This window comes from Bdellovibrio bacteriovorus, assembly GCF_001592755.1.
GTDB lineage: Bacteria > Bdellovibrionota > Bdellovibrionia > Bdellovibrionales > Bdellovibrionaceae > Bdellovibrio > Bdellovibrio bacteriovorus_E.
The window spans coordinates 85666-100892 of record NZ_LUKF01000003.1 but is presented as its reverse complement, the minus strand read 5'-3'; the positions used below and the strand labels follow the sequence as shown (position 1 = coordinate 100892).

The 15227-nt window shown below is 46.1% G+C and carries 15 protein-coding genes and 1 riboswitch; of the genes, 4 read left to right on the top strand and 11 right to left on the bottom strand.

All coding sequences use genetic code 11. From position 1 onward, the window contains the following. The first annotated feature begins 55 nt into the window (after nucleotides 1-55). Nucleotides 56-382 carry an ArsR/SmtB family transcription factor gene (locus AZI85_RS04310; protein WP_216635846.1) on the top strand — a complete coding sequence of 109 codons (327 nt, stop codon included), beginning with the start codon at nucleotides 56-58 and terminating at the stop codon, nucleotides 380-382. 29 nt (nucleotides 383-411) lie between these two features. On the opposite strand, the gene AZI85_RS04305 is transcribed toward AZI85_RS04310, so the two are convergent. From AZI85_RS04305 to AZI85_RS04260, 10 genes are all read right to left on the bottom strand, one after another. After that, nucleotides 412-894 (bottom strand): hypothetical protein, encoded by a 483-nt coding sequence (locus AZI85_RS04305; protein WP_063242926.1) that lies wholly within the window; start codon nucleotides 892-894, stop codon nucleotides 412-414. A gap of 14 nt (nucleotides 895-908) precedes the next feature. Beyond that, nucleotides 909-2063, bottom strand: a complete 1155-nt coding sequence (locus AZI85_RS04300; protein WP_063242925.1) for a zinc-dependent alcohol dehydrogenase — start codon at nucleotides 2061-2063, stop codon at nucleotides 909-911. Nucleotides 2064-2154: 91 nt separating this feature from the next. Further along, nucleotides 2155-3012 carry a hypothetical protein gene (locus AZI85_RS04295; protein ID WP_063242924.1) on the bottom strand — a complete coding sequence of 286 codons (858 nt, stop codon included), beginning with the start codon at nucleotides 3010-3012 and terminating at the stop codon, nucleotides 2155-2157. An 85-nt stretch (nucleotides 3013-3097) separates the two neighbouring features. After that, nucleotides 3098-4417: a hypothetical protein gene (locus AZI85_RS04290; RefSeq protein WP_063242923.1), complete on the bottom strand. Its 1320-nt coding sequence runs from the start codon at nucleotides 4415-4417 to the stop codon at nucleotides 3098-3100. Nucleotides 4418-4511: 94 nt separating this feature from the next. After that, nucleotides 4512-5216 (bottom strand): pseudouridine synthase, encoded by a 705-nt coding sequence (locus AZI85_RS04285; RefSeq protein ID WP_063242922.1) that lies wholly within the window; start codon nucleotides 5214-5216, stop codon nucleotides 4512-4514. Between the two features lie 39 nt (nucleotides 5217-5255). After that, the gene (locus AZI85_RS04280; protein WP_063242921.1) at nucleotides 5256-6062 is read right to left on the bottom strand and encodes a dimethylarginine dimethylaminohydrolase family protein; all 807 of its coding nucleotides are present in this window, start codon (nucleotides 6060-6062) and stop codon (nucleotides 5256-5258) included. 1 nt (nucleotide 6063) lies between these two features. Further along, entirely contained in the window at nucleotides 6064-6540 is a 477-nt protein-coding gene (locus AZI85_RS04275; protein ID WP_063242920.1) for a YbhB/YbcL family Raf kinase inhibitor-like protein, read from the bottom strand. 62 nt (nucleotides 6541-6602) lie between these two features. After that, nucleotides 6603-6788 carry a hypothetical protein gene (locus tag AZI85_RS04270; protein ID WP_063209372.1) on the bottom strand — a complete coding sequence of 62 codons (186 nt, stop codon included), beginning with the start codon at nucleotides 6786-6788 and terminating at the stop codon, nucleotides 6603-6605. Nucleotides 6789-6881: 93 nt separating this feature from the next. Next, on the bottom strand, nucleotides 6882-7307 hold the full coding sequence (locus tag AZI85_RS04265; RefSeq protein WP_063242919.1) for a hypothetical protein: 426 nt from the start codon (nucleotides 7305-7307) through the stop codon (nucleotides 6882-6884). A 9-nt stretch (nucleotides 7308-7316) separates the two neighbouring features. Continuing rightward, a complete protein-coding gene (locus tag AZI85_RS04260; RefSeq protein WP_063242918.1) occupies nucleotides 7317-7820 on the bottom strand; it encodes a DUF6789 family protein in 504 nt (167 codons plus the stop codon). A 183-nt stretch (nucleotides 7821-8003) separates the two neighbouring features. Between AZI85_RS04260 and AZI85_RS04255 the strand changes: the two genes are divergently transcribed. The 3 genes from AZI85_RS04255 to AZI85_RS04245 all read left to right on the top strand — a co-directional run bounded on the left by AZI85_RS04255 (nucleotide 8004) and on the right by AZI85_RS04245 (nucleotide 14800). Continuing rightward, on the top strand, nucleotides 8004-12002 hold the full coding sequence (locus tag AZI85_RS04255) for a DEAD/DEAH box helicase (RefSeq protein WP_063242917.1): 3999 nt from the start codon (nucleotides 8004-8006) through the stop codon (nucleotides 12000-12002). Between the two features lie 44 nt (nucleotides 12003-12046). Next, nucleotides 12047-12151, top strand: a riboswitch (TPP riboswitch). Beyond that, the gene (locus AZI85_RS04250; protein ID WP_063242916.1) at nucleotides 12139-14253 is read left to right on the top strand and encodes a TonB-dependent siderophore receptor; all 2115 of its coding nucleotides are present in this window, start codon (nucleotides 12139-12141) and stop codon (nucleotides 14251-14253) included. Its footprint overlaps the riboswitch before it by 13 nt. A gap of 40 nt (nucleotides 14254-14293) precedes the next feature. Continuing rightward, entirely contained in the window at nucleotides 14294-14800 is a 507-nt protein-coding gene (locus tag AZI85_RS04245) for a DUF488 domain-containing protein (protein WP_063242915.1), read from the top strand. Here the strand turns inward: AZI85_RS04245 and AZI85_RS04240 are convergent. Further along, the gene (locus tag AZI85_RS04240) at nucleotides 14797-15225 is read right to left on the bottom strand and encodes an SRPBCC family protein (RefSeq protein ID WP_063242914.1); all 429 of its coding nucleotides are present in this window, start codon (nucleotides 15223-15225) and stop codon (nucleotides 14797-14799) included. The two genes, AZI85_RS04245 and AZI85_RS04240, sit on opposite strands and share 4 nt — an antisense overlap. Between the last annotated feature and the right edge of the window lie 2 nt (nucleotides 15226-15227).

The window sequence follows — 15227 nt, the reverse complement described above, 5'->3', positions numbered from 1 at the left end:
TGTTAGATACCTATCGAACAATAAATAAACCTGTTCTTGCGTCCGCGCAAGAAGAATGTTAGATATTTATCTAACAATGGAAACTATCGATCATCCGAAGCTCAAAGATATTAGTTTGGAACAAGTGCTGAAAGCACTGGGGGATCCTGTGCGTCTTTCCGTTGTGAAGCAGCTTCTTAAGGACCCTGCGGGCGAAATTGCTTGCGGTTCTTTTGATTATTCAGTGACAAAAGCGACGTTCTCTCATCATATGCAGATTTTGCGTGAGGCGGGTGTCACCCGCAGTCGTCAAGACGGCACGAAGAAGCTGGTGTCTTTACGTCTCGACGAACTAGAAAAAAGATTTCCCGGTTTGATTGAGGTGATTCTAACAACAAAATAAAAAAGCGCCTCAATCAAGGCGCTTTTTTATTAACGATTTCTTTTTCTTAAGAGTAGGTAACTCACGCCACCTAGAACCACTGCCGTAAAGGCTGCTTTTTTAATAAAGCCTTTTTTGTTGTATTTGAATTCTGCTTTCCCGCCCATCTCTTTAAAGACGTTTGGAATTTTCCCTCGTAACAAATCATCAAAAAGTCCTTCGATCATGTTGATGCGATCGGCCGTTATAAGTATGAGCCAGTGTCGCACGTCATTTTCGCTAAACTTAAAAGCCCAACGACGAAGAACACCGCTGAAACCCGAAGGCGGAACGGTGGTTCCAAACACCGGCGTCATCTCGGGTCGCTCATTGGATTTTAAAATCTCGATTTTTCTGTCTTGATAGTCCGGACTTAACCAATGCACGCCGATATCTCGGGCGGGAAGACGCTCTTTGGGATAAGCGGGGCGGTTTTTATGATCTAAATCAGCGCCCCAGCCTTGAATGCTCCGAAAATCTTTTTGTGTCTCCATAGAATACTCCTTTTTCAGTGAGGTGCGCCTGGAGGTACCAACACGGTTTTAATGCAGTTGTCTAATTTGCTTGAAAAAATATGGTAAGCATCGGCAACCTCTTCTAAGGGAACTTTATGTGTGATCACCTTCTTAGGTTCGATACGGCCTTCTTGAATGTGTTCGATCAGTCGAGGCAAATGTCTTTTTACGCTGGCTTGATTCATTCTTAAAGTCAGGCCCTTGTTTACAGCGTTGCCAATAGGAATCGCATTGAACGTTGGACCGTAAACTCCGACGATGGAAACCACGCCTCCTTTTCTGACAGAGTTGATACACCAATGCAGAACAGTTGCGGAACCACCTTGCAGCATGGTGGCTCGACCGGTGATGCTTTGGGTGGCGTTACCCGAGGCCTCGCAACCGACGGCATCAATACAGACGTCTGCTCCCAGCCAATCCGTCATTTTTTTTATGTGGATAGCCATGTCATCTACTTCTCGAAAGTTAACCACTTCACAATGTGCAAAGTTCTTTACGAATTCCAATCGATACTCGACATTGTCAACCACGATGACTCGACCTGCACCAAGAATCCAAGCCGACTTAGCCGCGAATATTCCGACAGGACCTGCGCCAAAAATGACGACGGTGTCGCCCTCTTTGATTTCTCCCATCTCTGCCGCTTGATAACCTGTAGGATAGGCATCAGTCAGAAGGACAGCATCATCTAAGTCTAAGTCCGAAGGAATTTTTGTAGGTCCCACATCCGCCATGGGCACGCGAACATACTCGGCCTGGCCGCCATCATAGCCACCTGTAGTATGTGAATAACCAAAGATGCCACCGACGGCTGTGGCTTCGGGATTGGTGTTATGGCAGTTGCTGTAGAGTTCTCGTTTGCAGAAAAAACAGGATCCGCAAAAGATATTAAAAGGCACCAAAACGTGGTCACCCACTTTAAGATTCTGCACCGAGGGCCCGACCTCCACAACTATTCCTGTGAACTCGTGACCAAACGTCGACCCCACACGCGTGTCAGGCACCAGCCCGTGATAGAGGTGCAGGTCCGAACCGCAAATGCACGAGCGGGTGACCTTGACGATGGCATCGTTGGGATGTTCAATCACAGGATCTGGCTTTTCCTCAACACGGACTCGATACGGCCCGCGATAGTCCATTGCTAACATGGTACCCCCTTTTATGAATCTTAAGTAAGATTGAAAATAGGGGCTGCAACGTCCATTCCAAGAAATAGTATTTAGTATATGGCCTAGAGTTTTAGCGAGCGCATTCGCGAAGAAGACCCGTACAACGATCTAATATCGTCACGCGAATATTCTCTCGGTGCTCTAGCAGTTCAGGAAGTTTCGTCGTTTGCACGATTCGATAAAGCTGAATGGCTCGTTCAAGATCTGCGAGTCGTTGCTTCTGTGGGCCGCGAGACAGAGGAAATTTGGGCAGAGGAGTGTTCGCCACCACACTTTTGTGCACCTCAGTCACCCAGTCTATTTCCGTTTGGGTTAGGTATATTGTCGGATGAAATCGACCGCCAGGTTCTTTGTTTTCTTCAACGTATTTCAGCTGGGTATTTAACCAGTGAAGCTCTTTAAGGATGTGATTGAGATCATCATCATGCTTTTTTCCAAAAAGCTGAAAGACGACCTTTTTCCAAGCCGCACAAAAGTCTTCAAAGGTGATGTCCTTTGCTTTTTCATAAAGTGGCGGGTTTGTGATGTAATTCATGGTGCGTTGTAAAACGTCCTCTGAAATGACGCTGCTATTACTTTTTAAACTGACGCGCATGAGGTGATGGGCCCAACTGACGATGTTGGAAACGGCTCGGCTATCGACAAGGCCTGTGCGGAAATTCAAATGGAAATCTTCCCATACTAACACATCCGCAGGACGCTCTAGCAGAGCATCTAAAGAACTTTTTTTTCTTTCATTTTTGGGTATTGAGAAAAAGCTTTCCAGCTGTTTCGAGAACTTTTCAAAAGTGTCCGTCCATAGATTTTCTCGTTGGCAAGTTTTGTAAAGCTGAAAGGCCTTCATCGCGTTCGGCTCAGCTTCATCTAGCAGGGCATTGATTCTTTGTTCAAGCAAACGTGGAAACGAACTCCAAAGTTCTTTGATCATAAACAAATATTAACACGATCCAATTTGAAAAGTGCGTTTCCGTATTTTGTCGAACTTCTAGACGATAAGGGCTATGGGAAGGCCCTTACACCTGTAAACTCATTTGAAAGCGGGCGTCACCGGCAACGCCATAACTTGCGACATCCAAAGAGCAACCTCCGTTGATCGCCGCGGCCTTCACCATCAGGTAGTTTCGTTGGCCATTGCCGGCAATACGTCGATTGTTCGGGATGATGTCTGGAGACCCTGGAATATTTCGGCTGTGGATAGAGCTTGAAGTGAGCTCGTAAGTTTCGTAGCCCAACGCCTCTTTTTCAATCTTTGAAATTTCGCTATAGTGGACGTCGCCGGAAGCAAATAGCACCTTACGTGGAATCTGCTTTAGCTCTTGTAAGAAGGCCAGGAAGTTTTCAGGATGGTCTCCCGAGACAGATTCTTTCCAAGGCACATTCGGGAAGAACTGGCTTCCGTTCATAAGCCAAGTGGGACCTGGATTTTCGCGGATCTTTTGTAAAATCCAGTTTTCCTGTTCTTTTCCCCAATGAGCATAACGATCTTTACTGCCGCGACGTTGTCGGAAGCTGCGATCATCTAAGAGCAGAATTGTTTGATTGGAGAACTTCAAAGCACTGGCTACGCCGGGACCTTTTTCAAGGATGTGGCAGTGGCTGGTGTCTTGCGCAAAGAAGTTCAGGAAATTTTCTTGCGACTCTTTGACAAATTTAAAATCCACACCGTTGGTGTCGTTTAGTCCAAAATCATGATCATCCCAAGTGGCGAAGATGGGGATGAGACGATGACTGTAGTAAATTTCTAAAGTGGTGCGTGCTTCACAGAAGCGGTTCCAAAGATGTGAGGGATCTGCCCCTGTTAGCGGCGAATCACTGTCGGCATAGACGGAGTCCCCGATAAATAGCAAAATATCCGGCTTCTTTTGCACCATGTTCTGCCAAATTTCGGGCGCGTGCTCACGGTCGTTCATGCATGAGCACAAGGCAAAGTTCAAATCGGGCTTGCTTAAATCCAAAGTTTGAAATTCTCTTTGATCTAGAAGCTCGCGAGTTATCGCGTTTACTAAGTGAAGTTCATAAGTCTCGTTCACATCCAAGAATGAAAAATAAACTTTCGTGATCTTTTTCCCGTGATCGCGGAAAGCCACTGTTCGAGTGAAGTCAGGAATGCGACGGCGACCGGCAGAGTCGACCGCGTATATATCTAGAATTTCGGTGTTGTTATGAACAATCGAAAACTGTGTTTTAGTGTCATCCGTCGCGCCTTGCAGAATCGAAGGTCCCGAACGGCGCAGAATTTTTGGAATTTGATAAGCGTTGGCTTTACGTGTAAGTCCTAGAGCGGCCGCTTGAAGAAGGCCTAGCTTGATAAAATTTCGTCTTTCGATTTTCATGAACCAATCCCTTTTTTTGATCAGACAAGTTCAGCAAGTCTTGATTCAAAAATGAAGTTAGGTTCTCGTCATGTTGGCAAATGGCAAAAAAGATCTAGCTCTGTTGTGAGAACAGTTTTTCGATTTTGTCCCATTTCTCACAGGGCTCGGTACGAATCGTAATTTCTTCTTGGCTCCAGGGATTCTGCATCCGAATGGAAGTGGCTTTCAAACACAGACCACGAATTTCCAAGTGATCGCGAAAGAACCGATTGTGATGGGAATCTCCATGCTCAATATCGCCCAGCAAAGGGTGAGCGATTCTGTCAAAGTGCCGACGGATTTGGTGCCAGCGTCCTGTCACCGGATTGACTTCCACCCATGAATAGCGCGCAGTCGGATATTTCTTACCGACAGGGAAGGGAAGTTCGATGGTGCTAAGTCGTTTATACAGTGTGGTCGATTCGGCAAGGACTCGCCCTTCATCGATTTCCAGAGGGAGGTCAATACGTCCTTCTTCTTCAACAATTCCACGCACCACGGCCTGATAAGTTTTGTGCATTTTGCGATCGGCAAAAAGACGGTTCAGCTCTCGTGCGGAATCTCGGCTCATTGCAAAAAGCAGCACGCCACTGGTTGGAGCGTCTAAACGATGAACAGGAAAAACATCCTGATTAAAATGCTTTCTTAAATGATAAAGACAGATTTTTTCGCGAGGCACGGGATAAGGCGATAGTTCCGGAGGATGCACGAAATATCCCGCCGGCTTATCGATAGCAAAAAAGTGTTTATCTTGAAAAAGAATTTTAAACGGATTCATTGCTCGCGAACATATCAGGTTTAAATGCGAAAAGGAATTTTAAATCTCGGGCATATGATGAACGCGAGCCGAAAGGCATGCGGCACTTCCGCTGGATTTATGAAAGCAGTCTAACGGAGTCACAATCACGTTTTTCCCCATCATTTCCAATTGATCGATGACTTCTTTGACATCATCGCCCAGCACTATGGTGTCGCCGACTTCGACCATGTTTAAGCCGAAATTATACGCAGCATTTTTAGAAACGGGGATCAGCCGTTTTAAGTCTGATAAGTTCGTCAGTCTCCGCCAAGACTCCTCGGAAAAAGCGTCCTGGCAGGCAAAGGCGGTGCCATCGCTTAAAACGGCACAGGCCAAATCCAGGTGAAAGAAACTTTTATGAGTCAGCTCTAAGGGCACTGCTTCGATTCCTAAAAAATCTTCCACTTCTGCTAAGGCTTCATAGTCAGTTCTTTGTCCGTAACCCACTAAGGCCTTGTTTTTCGCAGGCAGAAGCGTCAGGTCACCACCTTCAAAATAATGTGCCGCCTCGCCAACGATGCGAAAGCCAAGATCGCTCAGGCCATGGCCGCGATGATACTGTTCATCCCTTCGTGCGTGATGCCGGGGATGGGCCATAAAGGCCAAACGCTCTTGGCCGTTATCGACAAGCAAGGCGCTGTCTTTCACAAAAACCGAATCGAGGTCATCAGGTACCAGCGGCACTTCTAAGACACGCGCTCCCGCTTTTCGCAAAACATGTCGGAAGCGTTCGTGTTGCTCACAAGTTTCCTGCCGATCCCAGATGGACAAGTCCTCGGCATCACAGGTGCTGACTACTAGAGTGGGACGGAGTGAAGTCGCCATTTTAGTGTCTCATTTCGTAAGTGCCGACAAGATCGGCCTCGCCCAGGATGTGACCCTTCATGGCCTTCAACAAATCCTCTTTGGTTAAGATGCCGTTTTGAGGCAGAAATGTGTTCAGAGCATAAATTTTATGATGATAGTGGTGCTTTCCAATAGGAGGGCAGGGGCCACGGTAACCCGAAGCTTTCCAGTCATTTTCCACCTCTTGAGTTTCCTCTGGAAAATCGTGAAAGTTTTCAGGCAGGGCATGAATCTCTGCGGGAATATTATAAACCACCCAGTGCACCCAAGTTCTTTTCGGAGCCGATGGATCTGGAGCATCAGGATCATCAACAATGATCGCATAACTTTTAGTTCCTTGAGGTGCGCCATACCACTCTAAGGGCGGAGACATATCGTCGCCTTCGCAAGTGTACTGTTTAGGAATCTCGCCATTGTTTTCAAAAACCGGCGAGCTGATCGTAAAATGCGTTTGCATAAGTGACCTCCAAAAAAATAGGGAAGCCATCCCCCTATAGAACGACTCCCCTATCTATTGAATTAAACTTTGCCAGGATGCTGTGGGTTCTGATGCGTTTTTTCCATTTTATCTCCGGCATCGTGGATTTTTTGACCCACCTTCGGAGCACCCATATCAGAAATTTTACGTCCTGCTTTTTCAAGGCTTTCACCTACTTTATCAGCGAAAGAATCTCGTTTAGAGCCTGGTTTATTCATTTCAGCCATACGGCCTCCTTTTTTTATTATTATCTCACTTTCTGACGACACCTAAAATCATTCAAGTGAACCGCTTGTTTCTGCACACACAAAAAAATAGCGTTATTGGCTTAGGTCGCGATCCTTTTTGCGAGGTTTTTGATGGGTCGCTAGATACTCGTCTGTTTTTGCTGCCACTTCTTCAATGCCTCCTGGTGTGTATTTAAAAGAGGCTCCGAGTTCGGTTTGTGGACTGTCCTCTGCACCTTGATTTTGATAACCGTGCAAAGACGCATCCAGGGCATCAGCCGCACGATCCATTTGTTCTTTTACGTCGACCTCGCCACGCATGAAATCTCCGGGCTCATCTTCTAAGGACTCATAGGAGCGTGTCTTAGCTCCCAAGTTTTCATCGTCAGGGCGAAGATTGCTTTTATTGGTCAGATCCTGATCATGCAAAATCTCGTTTTCATCGCGTGTATTTTCCGAAGGTTCACCACGGGACACTTGGGTGAATTCGGGGATGGGTGTGCGATCTCTGTCAACCATGGAAACCTCCTATTTCGCGAGCACTGGATTTCTTCTTCCATCTAGCATTTTCGATCCTCGGCGACGCAGTTCTTGTTCGGCGTAACCCAGACTGATGCCCCAAACAATGTGGGAAGCAAACATCATAAAATTTCTTTTCTTAGTCATATTGGGTGCTGAAGTTGAAAGCCCCATGCTGGGAATAAGACCATAATAACTAGCAAGCCAAACCCCCATACCAAAGAGACTTCCTTTGACGACAGGATTGCCCGGAACTTTCGAGGCAAGGATCGCATAAACCGCACCGGCTGCGGCGCCATACCCGAAATGGGACACCATCGTGAACATCTGTTGCTGCTGCGACGTCAGATTTTTTGCAAGGCCTGTCTTCTCGCCAATTTCTTTGCTGAGGAGAGCGGGAGGAAGAGGTGCTTTTTGTAGAAAGGGCAGACTTTTAAATGCCTGGAAAAGAGAAATCGTCATCGAACTTGTTGCCATAACTCCAGCCCAAAGACCGCGAAGCAGTGTGTTCATAGATGCCTCCTTGTTTCCAACTTCATTATAGAGGATTTCAGAGGAGATGATCCTAAGAACGCTCCTTTTCTGTCGGAGATCACGGCCACAAAGCCCTTTATCTAGGATTCTATGATGACTTTTTAATAAAAGTTTGCCATTCTATTTGATGCCCTTTGCTCGGGTTTAAAAAAGGAATTCTCAGTGTTTTTAACGCCTCTGACATTACTGCAAATTTCTCAACTTCGTGATTCTGGAGAGCGTGTGCCTTTCAGCGAGCGCGAGGCTTATGTCGATGGCTTAGGACTTTTGGAAGAAAAAGGTCTTGAAGGTTATGAATTGCTTTCGAAAGACGAAGAAGCTTTGCAACTTCTTTTGTTCTTTCACGATGCGCAGTTAAACAAGGGTGTTAAAGTTCGCATTGAAGAAGTGAACTATCAGGGCGGTTTGAATTTTTCCTGCGAGTTTTGCGCAAAACATTTTCCTAAACATGAAAACTGCGCGCACAAATGGGCGGCTTACGTGACCTTGTGGCAGGCTTTGACTTTGGATGAAAGCAAAGAAGAAAATCCTGTTCTGCTGAAGTTAGCGCAAGATCTTAAATCGCCTCTTTTTCTAAGTCAGGGTAAGACAGGGGAAGCGCGCAACGCGATTCCTAAAGACTGTCAGCTGGATTCATTAAGCCTGGTGCTGGAAGATCATCCTTTGTTAAAGGGTTCTCCGCTGAATTCTTTTTTAGATAAAGACTTTAGCAAGTACCGCTTACAAGACATCTCGAAAGAAAAAGAACTTTTATCGCCCTTGCTTTGGAATATGCCCGAGGTTTTCAGAAAAAAACTAACAGCTTATTCCGATTTTTATTTGAACGAAGTGAATGAACAAAATCGCTTGGCCGGGATGATTCGTTATAACTTCAGTAACGGGATGCAGGTGAGTGCCAAAGATATTTTGCGCCATCCTTTGCATCGCGTGGTGCCGCGCCATCTTCTTCCACAAAAGGCCTCGCAAACCTCTGTTTTCAATCAATGGCCTTTGACCCAGCAGAAAGAGCATCTTTTCGTCAGTCAAAATCTGCGAGAGCTTGAAGAGGTTGTGCAACAACTTCTCAGCACCGTGGCTACGCAACTGCGCCAAAAAAAGATAGACCTTTATTTGCAGACAAAGAGCACCAATATGCGGGCTTTGCAGATTAAAGACATCGAATTTGATCCTAGTACAGAGCTAGATTGGCGTTGCGAGTTTGTCGAACGTGATTATTTAGAATGTGACTTTAAGCTTATCAGCGCGACTAAGAAGAACTTTCAGTTTTTTGAAACGGTGGCTTTGGATCCTGAAAGCGGCACTCTGATGGTGCATCCGTGGCTCAGAGAATGGAATCAACTCGAAGAAGTTCTTTACAGCGTTTCTCAAGAGAATGTCACATGGGTGCATCATCCCGGTGAGATGCCGATTGTTTCCGTGATTGGCGAACTTGAAGCAAAGTCAGTTTTAAAATATCTGCGTTCTCGGCAAATTCCGGCGAAGGTGACGGGCACTTCTGTGACACTGTCGCCGGGGCAAGGTCTTATCGCTCTGCAATTGAATGACAAGGGCGAGTTCTATATCGAGCACAAGGCGCGTATCAAGGGTCAGAAAGATCTGTCTCGCAAAGGTTTTACGCCACGAACAACCTTGTACCTTCAGGCGATGTCGGAAGGTTTGGCGTTTTTACTAAACGCCGATGCCAAAGATGTGGCCACGCGCAGTCGTCTGAAGCGCGATTGGGACTTAAAGCTTTTGCGGCACTTGGGAATTATCCAGTATCTCGTGTTTGAAGTTTTAAACCATCATTTCGACGGTGGTATTTTATCAGATGGAAGAAAAGTCGCTAAAGAAGAGCTTTTCACGTCTTTACATGAAAAAGTTCAAGCATTGTTAGTGAGCGGTTCTGGCCTTATTCTGGCTCGCGATATGACGCTTGAAGAACTGTGTTCAAAAAGTGTCTTAACAAATTTTGAAGACTTTGTTCGCAAGACATTTGAAGTTTTAAACTCCTCAGAATCTTTTTATTCAGATCAAGGAGAAGTGACGCTGGAAGGATTAGTCGAACGCGAGTTCCGCCTGATCTATGAGATGTTGAAAGAGTGGGCGATATCCACGAATGGTGAAGCGTTTAAGAAATCTCGGACCTCTTTGCTTTCAAAAATCTGGAGTGGCGACCCGGACGCGGATCCCTATTTAGCGAAGGGTACATTTCATCTGCCTTCCGCCAAAAAAGATGTATCCCATCTTCATGAAACATTAGAGACATTCCAAGCCCTGATTCCTTTTGGATTTCAAATTTACTTCAACGGACAGCCTTTACAAGAGTTGCAGGAAGATGAATTCAAAGTCGACTTTATTCTTCAGTCGGATGATGAAAAGCGCGATATCAATTGGTTTGAACTGAATCCCAAGTTCTTCTTGCGCGGTGAAGAGATCGATCCGATGAATATGCGCAACTTTGGTAGCGGTGGCGTGATTGAGTATCAAGGGAAATTGTTCCTGGTGCCACGCAAGCAAATGCCGTCGCTACGTCGCCTTGAAAATTTCTGGTTGAAGTTGCAAAAAGGGAAAAAAGACTCTGCGAAAAAGAGCATTGGTGACAAGGTTTATCAATTGCCTAGACATCAGGTTTTAGAGCTTTTGGCTTTGCGCGCTTCCGGTGTCGGCATCCGTGGTGATGAAGAATGGAAAAAGCTCTGTCAGTTCTATGACAGCCTGGGGTTAGAGAACCGAGAGATTCACATTCCAAAAACTATCAAAGCCCACTTAAAACCTTATCAGTTAAAAGGTGTGCAATGGCTGCAGGATCTTTACCGTCTGCGTTTAGGAGCTTTGTTGGCGGATGATATGGGTCTTGGGAAAACACTGCAGACTCTAACTTTCCTTGAGGATTTGCGAACGAAGGAAGACTTAGGACAGGTTTTAATCGTGGTGCCTTCTTCATTGATCTTTAACTGGCAAAGTGAAGTCGAAAAGTTCGCGCCGGAGTTGCCTTTCCGCGTCTTCACGTCGAAAGATCGAAACAACATCGGTAAAAAACTAGAGCTGAAAGAAGACGTCGTCGTTATCACGACCTATGGCCTCTTAATGGAAAACGAAGACTTCCTTAGTCAGTATCAATGGAAAGTTTTGATTTTCGATGAAGCGCAAAACCTAAAAAATATCACGACGAAGCGAACCAGCTCGGCCCGTGCGCTGAATGCGCGATTTAAAATCTGCCTGACGGGAACGCCGATGGAAAACCACTATGGCGAGTTCTATTCTTTGGTTGATTTACTAGTTCCGGGAAGCTTGGGACGACTTGAGGACTTCCGTCGCCAATTCGTAAATACGGAAATGGTGACTCGCGAAGAAATCGAAGATCTGAAATTAAAAATGAAGCCTTTGCTTCTGCGTCGTACAAAAAAAGAGATTTTAGATCAGCTTCCAGAAAAACAAGAAACGAAGGTCAGTATCGCCTTTGAAGACAGACAGCGCGAAATTTATCGCGATATTGCTTTGTCCTACAATCAGCGAGTTCAAGAAAGCTTGTTGACGCAAGCTGAAGCCAGCGTGCAACTGCAAATGTTAACGGCACTTTTGCGCCTAAGACAGGCCTGCTCGGACCCAGCCGCTCTTCCGAATGTGCGATACGACCGTGTGCCACCGAAACTAGAAGCTCTTCAAGACTCTTTGCAAGAAGTTGTCGAGTCCGGCGAAAGTGCTTTGGTGTTCACACAGTTTATTCAAACTTTGGAACACACGGTGGAGTTACTTAAGAAATCCAACATCCCGGTCTTTGCCTTGCACGGGGGCGTACCAACGAAGCAGAGACAAAAGATTTTAGCGGACTTCAATGCCACAAAAGGTGGAGCCGTTCTGGTTATGACTCTAAAAACCGGTGGCGTCGGCTTGAACTTAACTAAAGCCAGCTACGTCTTTCACTTAGAGCCTTGGTGGAATCCTTCCGTTGAAAACCAAGCGACCGACCGAGCTCATCGTTTGGGGCAAAGTAAAGCGGTGCAAGTTTTCCGTTACATCATGCATGAATCTTTAGAAGAAAAAATCGAACTTCTAAAAGGGCGCAAAGACAAAAAGTTCCAGTCTTTGTTCTCTGCGGCGGAAACTGCCGGAGAATTGGGCCCGGGATCTGGCGCTTTAAGCAAAGAAGACTTCGATATTCTTCTAGGTTTGAAGTAGGGATATTTTTTATTTGACTAAAGAACCCGTTCTGCGCGAAGTTGCCAGGCAACTAGGGGTGCTAGTGACCATGGGGGTTGCTGGCTGAGAATGACCCTTTGAACCTGATAGAGATAATACTCGCGCAGGGAAGGTTATGAATAAGATATCTATGCTGGCATTCGCCAGTTTTCTGACGCTCCATTTTTCCACAAACTCATTTGCCGACGAAGTAACGACGACCACAGTCCAAGAGTCTGCACTTTCTTCCGTCACGATTTCAGACAGTCAAGACACGGATACGGAAGTCAGTGGCTTCTTTGATGTTTCCGTCAAAGAGCTTCCAGCGTCGTTGCGTATTCTTTCGTCTAAGAAATTAGAAGAAAACAATATTCAAAAACTTTCAGACATCACCATTTTAGACGCTTCGGCGTCTGATTCTTACAATGCCGCGGGATACTGGGATGCTCTTTCCGTTCGCGGATTTACTTTAGATAATTGCACCAGTTATTTACGTGAAAATTTACCCATCAATGCCGAGACTTTTATCGCTTTGGATAATAAAGAACAAATCGATGTCTTAAAAGGCTTGAGCGGCGCCCAGGTGGGAGTGTCAAGCCCCGGTGGTGTTGTAAACTACAAGGTGAAAAGACCTACGATCAAAGATCTGCGTGAAGTGAAGATGCAAGTCGGCGAACAGGGAAGTTTTTTAACGGCGGCGGATGTGGGTGGCAGGGTCGAGTCTGCTCCCGAATTTGGTTATCGCTTGAACTTGGCTCAAGAAAATCTCGCTCCGGAATTAAAAAATGCGGAGGGCAGTCGCTCTTTGGTTTCTTTTGCTGGTGATTGGAATAGGTCTTCGGCGACTCTTTTACAGACAGAGCTAGAGTGGTCTCGCCGCTCTCAACCCAGTCAGGCGGGATTCAGTCTTTTAGGAAATAAACTTCCAGACCCGGTCAATCCGCGACTGAATTTGAACAACCAAGCTTGGACTCAGCCCGTTGTTTTTGAAGGGGTGACGGGAAGTGCTGGTTTAAAACACAATTTAAGTTCGTCTTGGAATCTTCAAGTCGTTGCCGGATTCCAAAATCTCACCACGGATGATCGATTGGCTTATCCGTACGGATGTTCTGCGGAAAATAATTACGATCGCTATTGTTCTGATGGAACTTACGATCTTTACGACTTTCGCAGCGACGATGAAAAACGTGCGACTTATTCTGGCAAAGTGTCCTTCGATGGTGTTTTGAAAACGGCCGTGCTCACTCACAAACTCAGTGTGGGCGTCATGACCGCCCAGCAACAAACCCGCGTGCAAAAGCAAGCTTACAACTATGTGGGTGTTGGGAACGTCGCAGGGACAGCTCAGCTTCCAGAAAATCCGGCCTTAACAGATGAAGGTACGAACCGTGATTCAACAACGACCGATGTTTTTGTTTTTGATAATCTTAAATATCAAAGCTGGAACCTATGGCTGGGATTGCGTCACAGCATGATGAAGCGCGAAAGCATTCGCACGGATGGCAGTCGTGCGGTTTCTCACGATCAAGCCTTTACTTTGCCGTGGTTTGCGCTTTCGTATGATTTTGAAAAGTTCTTAACCTATGCCAGCGTCGCTCAAGGTGTTGAGTCTTTCGTGACTCCGAATAAAGTCGATTACACACACGCCGGTGAATATGTTCCAGATGTGATCAGTCATCAGTACGAAGTCGGACTTCGCGGTACTGAAGAAAACACTTGGTTTATTACGGCCTTTCACATTGATCGTCCCTTGATTTTAGATCAAAAACCTTTGTATCAAGTGGACGGAACCGCAGAACATCAAGGAGTGGAGTTCGGTGGTGAATACCGTTTTTCAAGATGGCATTTTGAAGGAAGTGCTATGGCTCTTAAAGCCCGTCGCAAAGATGCGACAGTCGCAAGCAGCCTTAACGACAAAAATCCGATCAATGTTCCTAGTCATACTTTACGGGCGCAAGCCTCGTACTTAATCTCTGACGTCAAAGGCCTGACACTTAGCACGCGTCTTGTGCAGGAAGGTGCGCGCGCGGTGACAGCTGACAATGCAGTGACGCTGCCAGCATGGACTCGCTGGGATGTAGGGGCTTCTTACGCTGGGGCTTGGGGCGGCGTGAAAACTCAATGGCGTGTTTCTGTCGATAACGTGCTTGATACACGTTACTGGAAGGAATCACCTGAACAGTACGGACACTTGTATTTATATCCAGGTCAGGCAAGAACTTTCTGGTTCAGTTTGCAAGCCGCACTTTAACATATCGCTCTTTTTTCATCGCCGCCTTATAATCAGGGACATGAAAATCTTCACCGTCGGATATGAAGGCTGCGATATCGATGAGTTTACAGAAGGATTGAAGGAAAAAGGAGTCACACACGTTGTCGACATCCGAAAAAATCCTTTAAGTCGTAAGCGCGGCTTTTCCAAAAAGAAATTAGCAGAAGAGCTGGCGAAAAAAGAGATCGCCTACACCCACATGCCGGGGCTCGGTGTGCCAACGCTTTGGCGTAAGCAGGCCAAGACTCACTTGATCACGCGAGAAAAGATGTTTCGTGATTACGTTAAAAAGGTGTTGCCGAAGCAGCAAGAAGAAATATTGGAGCTTTTAAAGCTTGGCAAAAAAAAGGGTCTGACCCTTCTTTGTTATGAAAGTGATGCATCGGATTGTCATCGCCGGTATGTGGCAGAAGAAATGGATCGCCATCAAAAAGGAAAACTCAAAGTCGAAAACTTAGTGCTTAAAGATCAAGAAGGGATTTTTCTGTTCAATATCGGGAAGAGGGGCCGAGCCTCTTCCGCCTAGTCATCTAAATAGGATTTCAACTCTTTGAGGTGGTAGTTCCATCCCACTTTAAAATCTTTCATCGTCGAAGATCTTAAAGCTTCTGGAAGAGTGTCCCAGCCTTCGTGTTTCACCGTCAGAGTGCGCACGGATCCTTTGTCTTCAATAATAAACGAACATTGGGTGTTGGCGTTCTTCGGCCAGTTTCTTTCTTTCCAAGTGAAGCTGATCAGCTTTTCATTTTTAACCGCCGTGACTTTGCCTGAAGCCAACTGTTTTTCGCCTTCGTCATTTTCCCAAGGTTCTTTAAAGGCGCCACCGACTTTGGCTTGCAAGACCACGTCATCACTCCACCAGTTTTCAAGTTCGGTGGAATCCGTCAACGCCTTCCAAATCCAGGCAGCGGGAGCTTTGATGCTGACAGAAAGTTCAATGATGTCTTTCATGG

Bases quoted from the DNA above. Each gene is read 5' to 3' on its own strand.
- AZI85_RS04310 (WP_216635846.1), top strand. From the start codon at position 56: ATGTTAGATATTTATCTAACAATGGAAACTATCGATCATCCGAAGCTC.
- AZI85_RS04305 (WP_063242926.1), bottom strand. From the start codon at position 894: ATGGAGACACAAAAAGATTTTCGGAGCATTCAAGGCTGGGGCGCTGAT.
- AZI85_RS04300 (WP_063242925.1), bottom strand. From the start codon at position 2,063: ATGTTAGCAATGGACTATCGCGGGCCGTATCGAGTCCGTGTTGAGGAA.
- AZI85_RS04295 (WP_063242924.1), bottom strand. From the start codon at position 3,012: ATGATCAAAGAACTTTGGAGTTCGTTTCCACGTTTGCTTGAACAAAGA.
- AZI85_RS04290 (WP_063242923.1), bottom strand. From the start codon at position 4,417: ATGAAAATCGAAAGACGAAATTTTATCAAGCTAGGCCTTCTTCAAGCG.
- AZI85_RS04285 (WP_063242922.1), bottom strand. From the start codon at position 5,216: ATGAATCCGTTTAAAATTCTTTTTCAAGATAAACACTTTTTTGCTATC.
- AZI85_RS04280 (WP_063242921.1), bottom strand. From the start codon at position 6,062: ATGGCGACTTCACTCCGTCCCACTCTAGTAGTCAGCACCTGTGATGCC.
- AZI85_RS04275 (WP_063242920.1), bottom strand. From the start codon at position 6,540: ATGCAAACGCATTTTACGATCAGCTCGCCGGTTTTTGAAAACAATGGC.
- AZI85_RS04270 (WP_063209372.1), bottom strand. From the start codon at position 6,788: ATGGCTGAAATGAATAAACCAGGCTCTAAACGAGATTCTTTCGCTGAT.
- AZI85_RS04265 (WP_063242919.1), bottom strand. From the start codon at position 7,307: ATGGTTGACAGAGATCGCACACCCATCCCCGAATTCACCCAAGTGTCC.
- AZI85_RS04260 (WP_063242918.1), bottom strand. From the start codon at position 7,820: ATGAACACACTGCTTCGCGGTCTTTGGGCTGGAGTTATGGCAACAAGT.
- AZI85_RS04250 (WP_063242916.1), top strand. From the start codon at position 12,139: ATGAATAAGATATCTATGCTGGCATTCGCCAGTTTTCTGACGCTCCAT.
- AZI85_RS04245 (WP_063242915.1), top strand. From the start codon at position 14,294: ATGAAAATCTTCACCGTCGGATATGAAGGCTGCGATATCGATGAGTTT.
- AZI85_RS04240 (WP_063242914.1), bottom strand. From the start codon at position 15,225: ATGAAAGACATCATTGAACTTTCTGTCAGCATCAAAGCTCCCGCTGCC.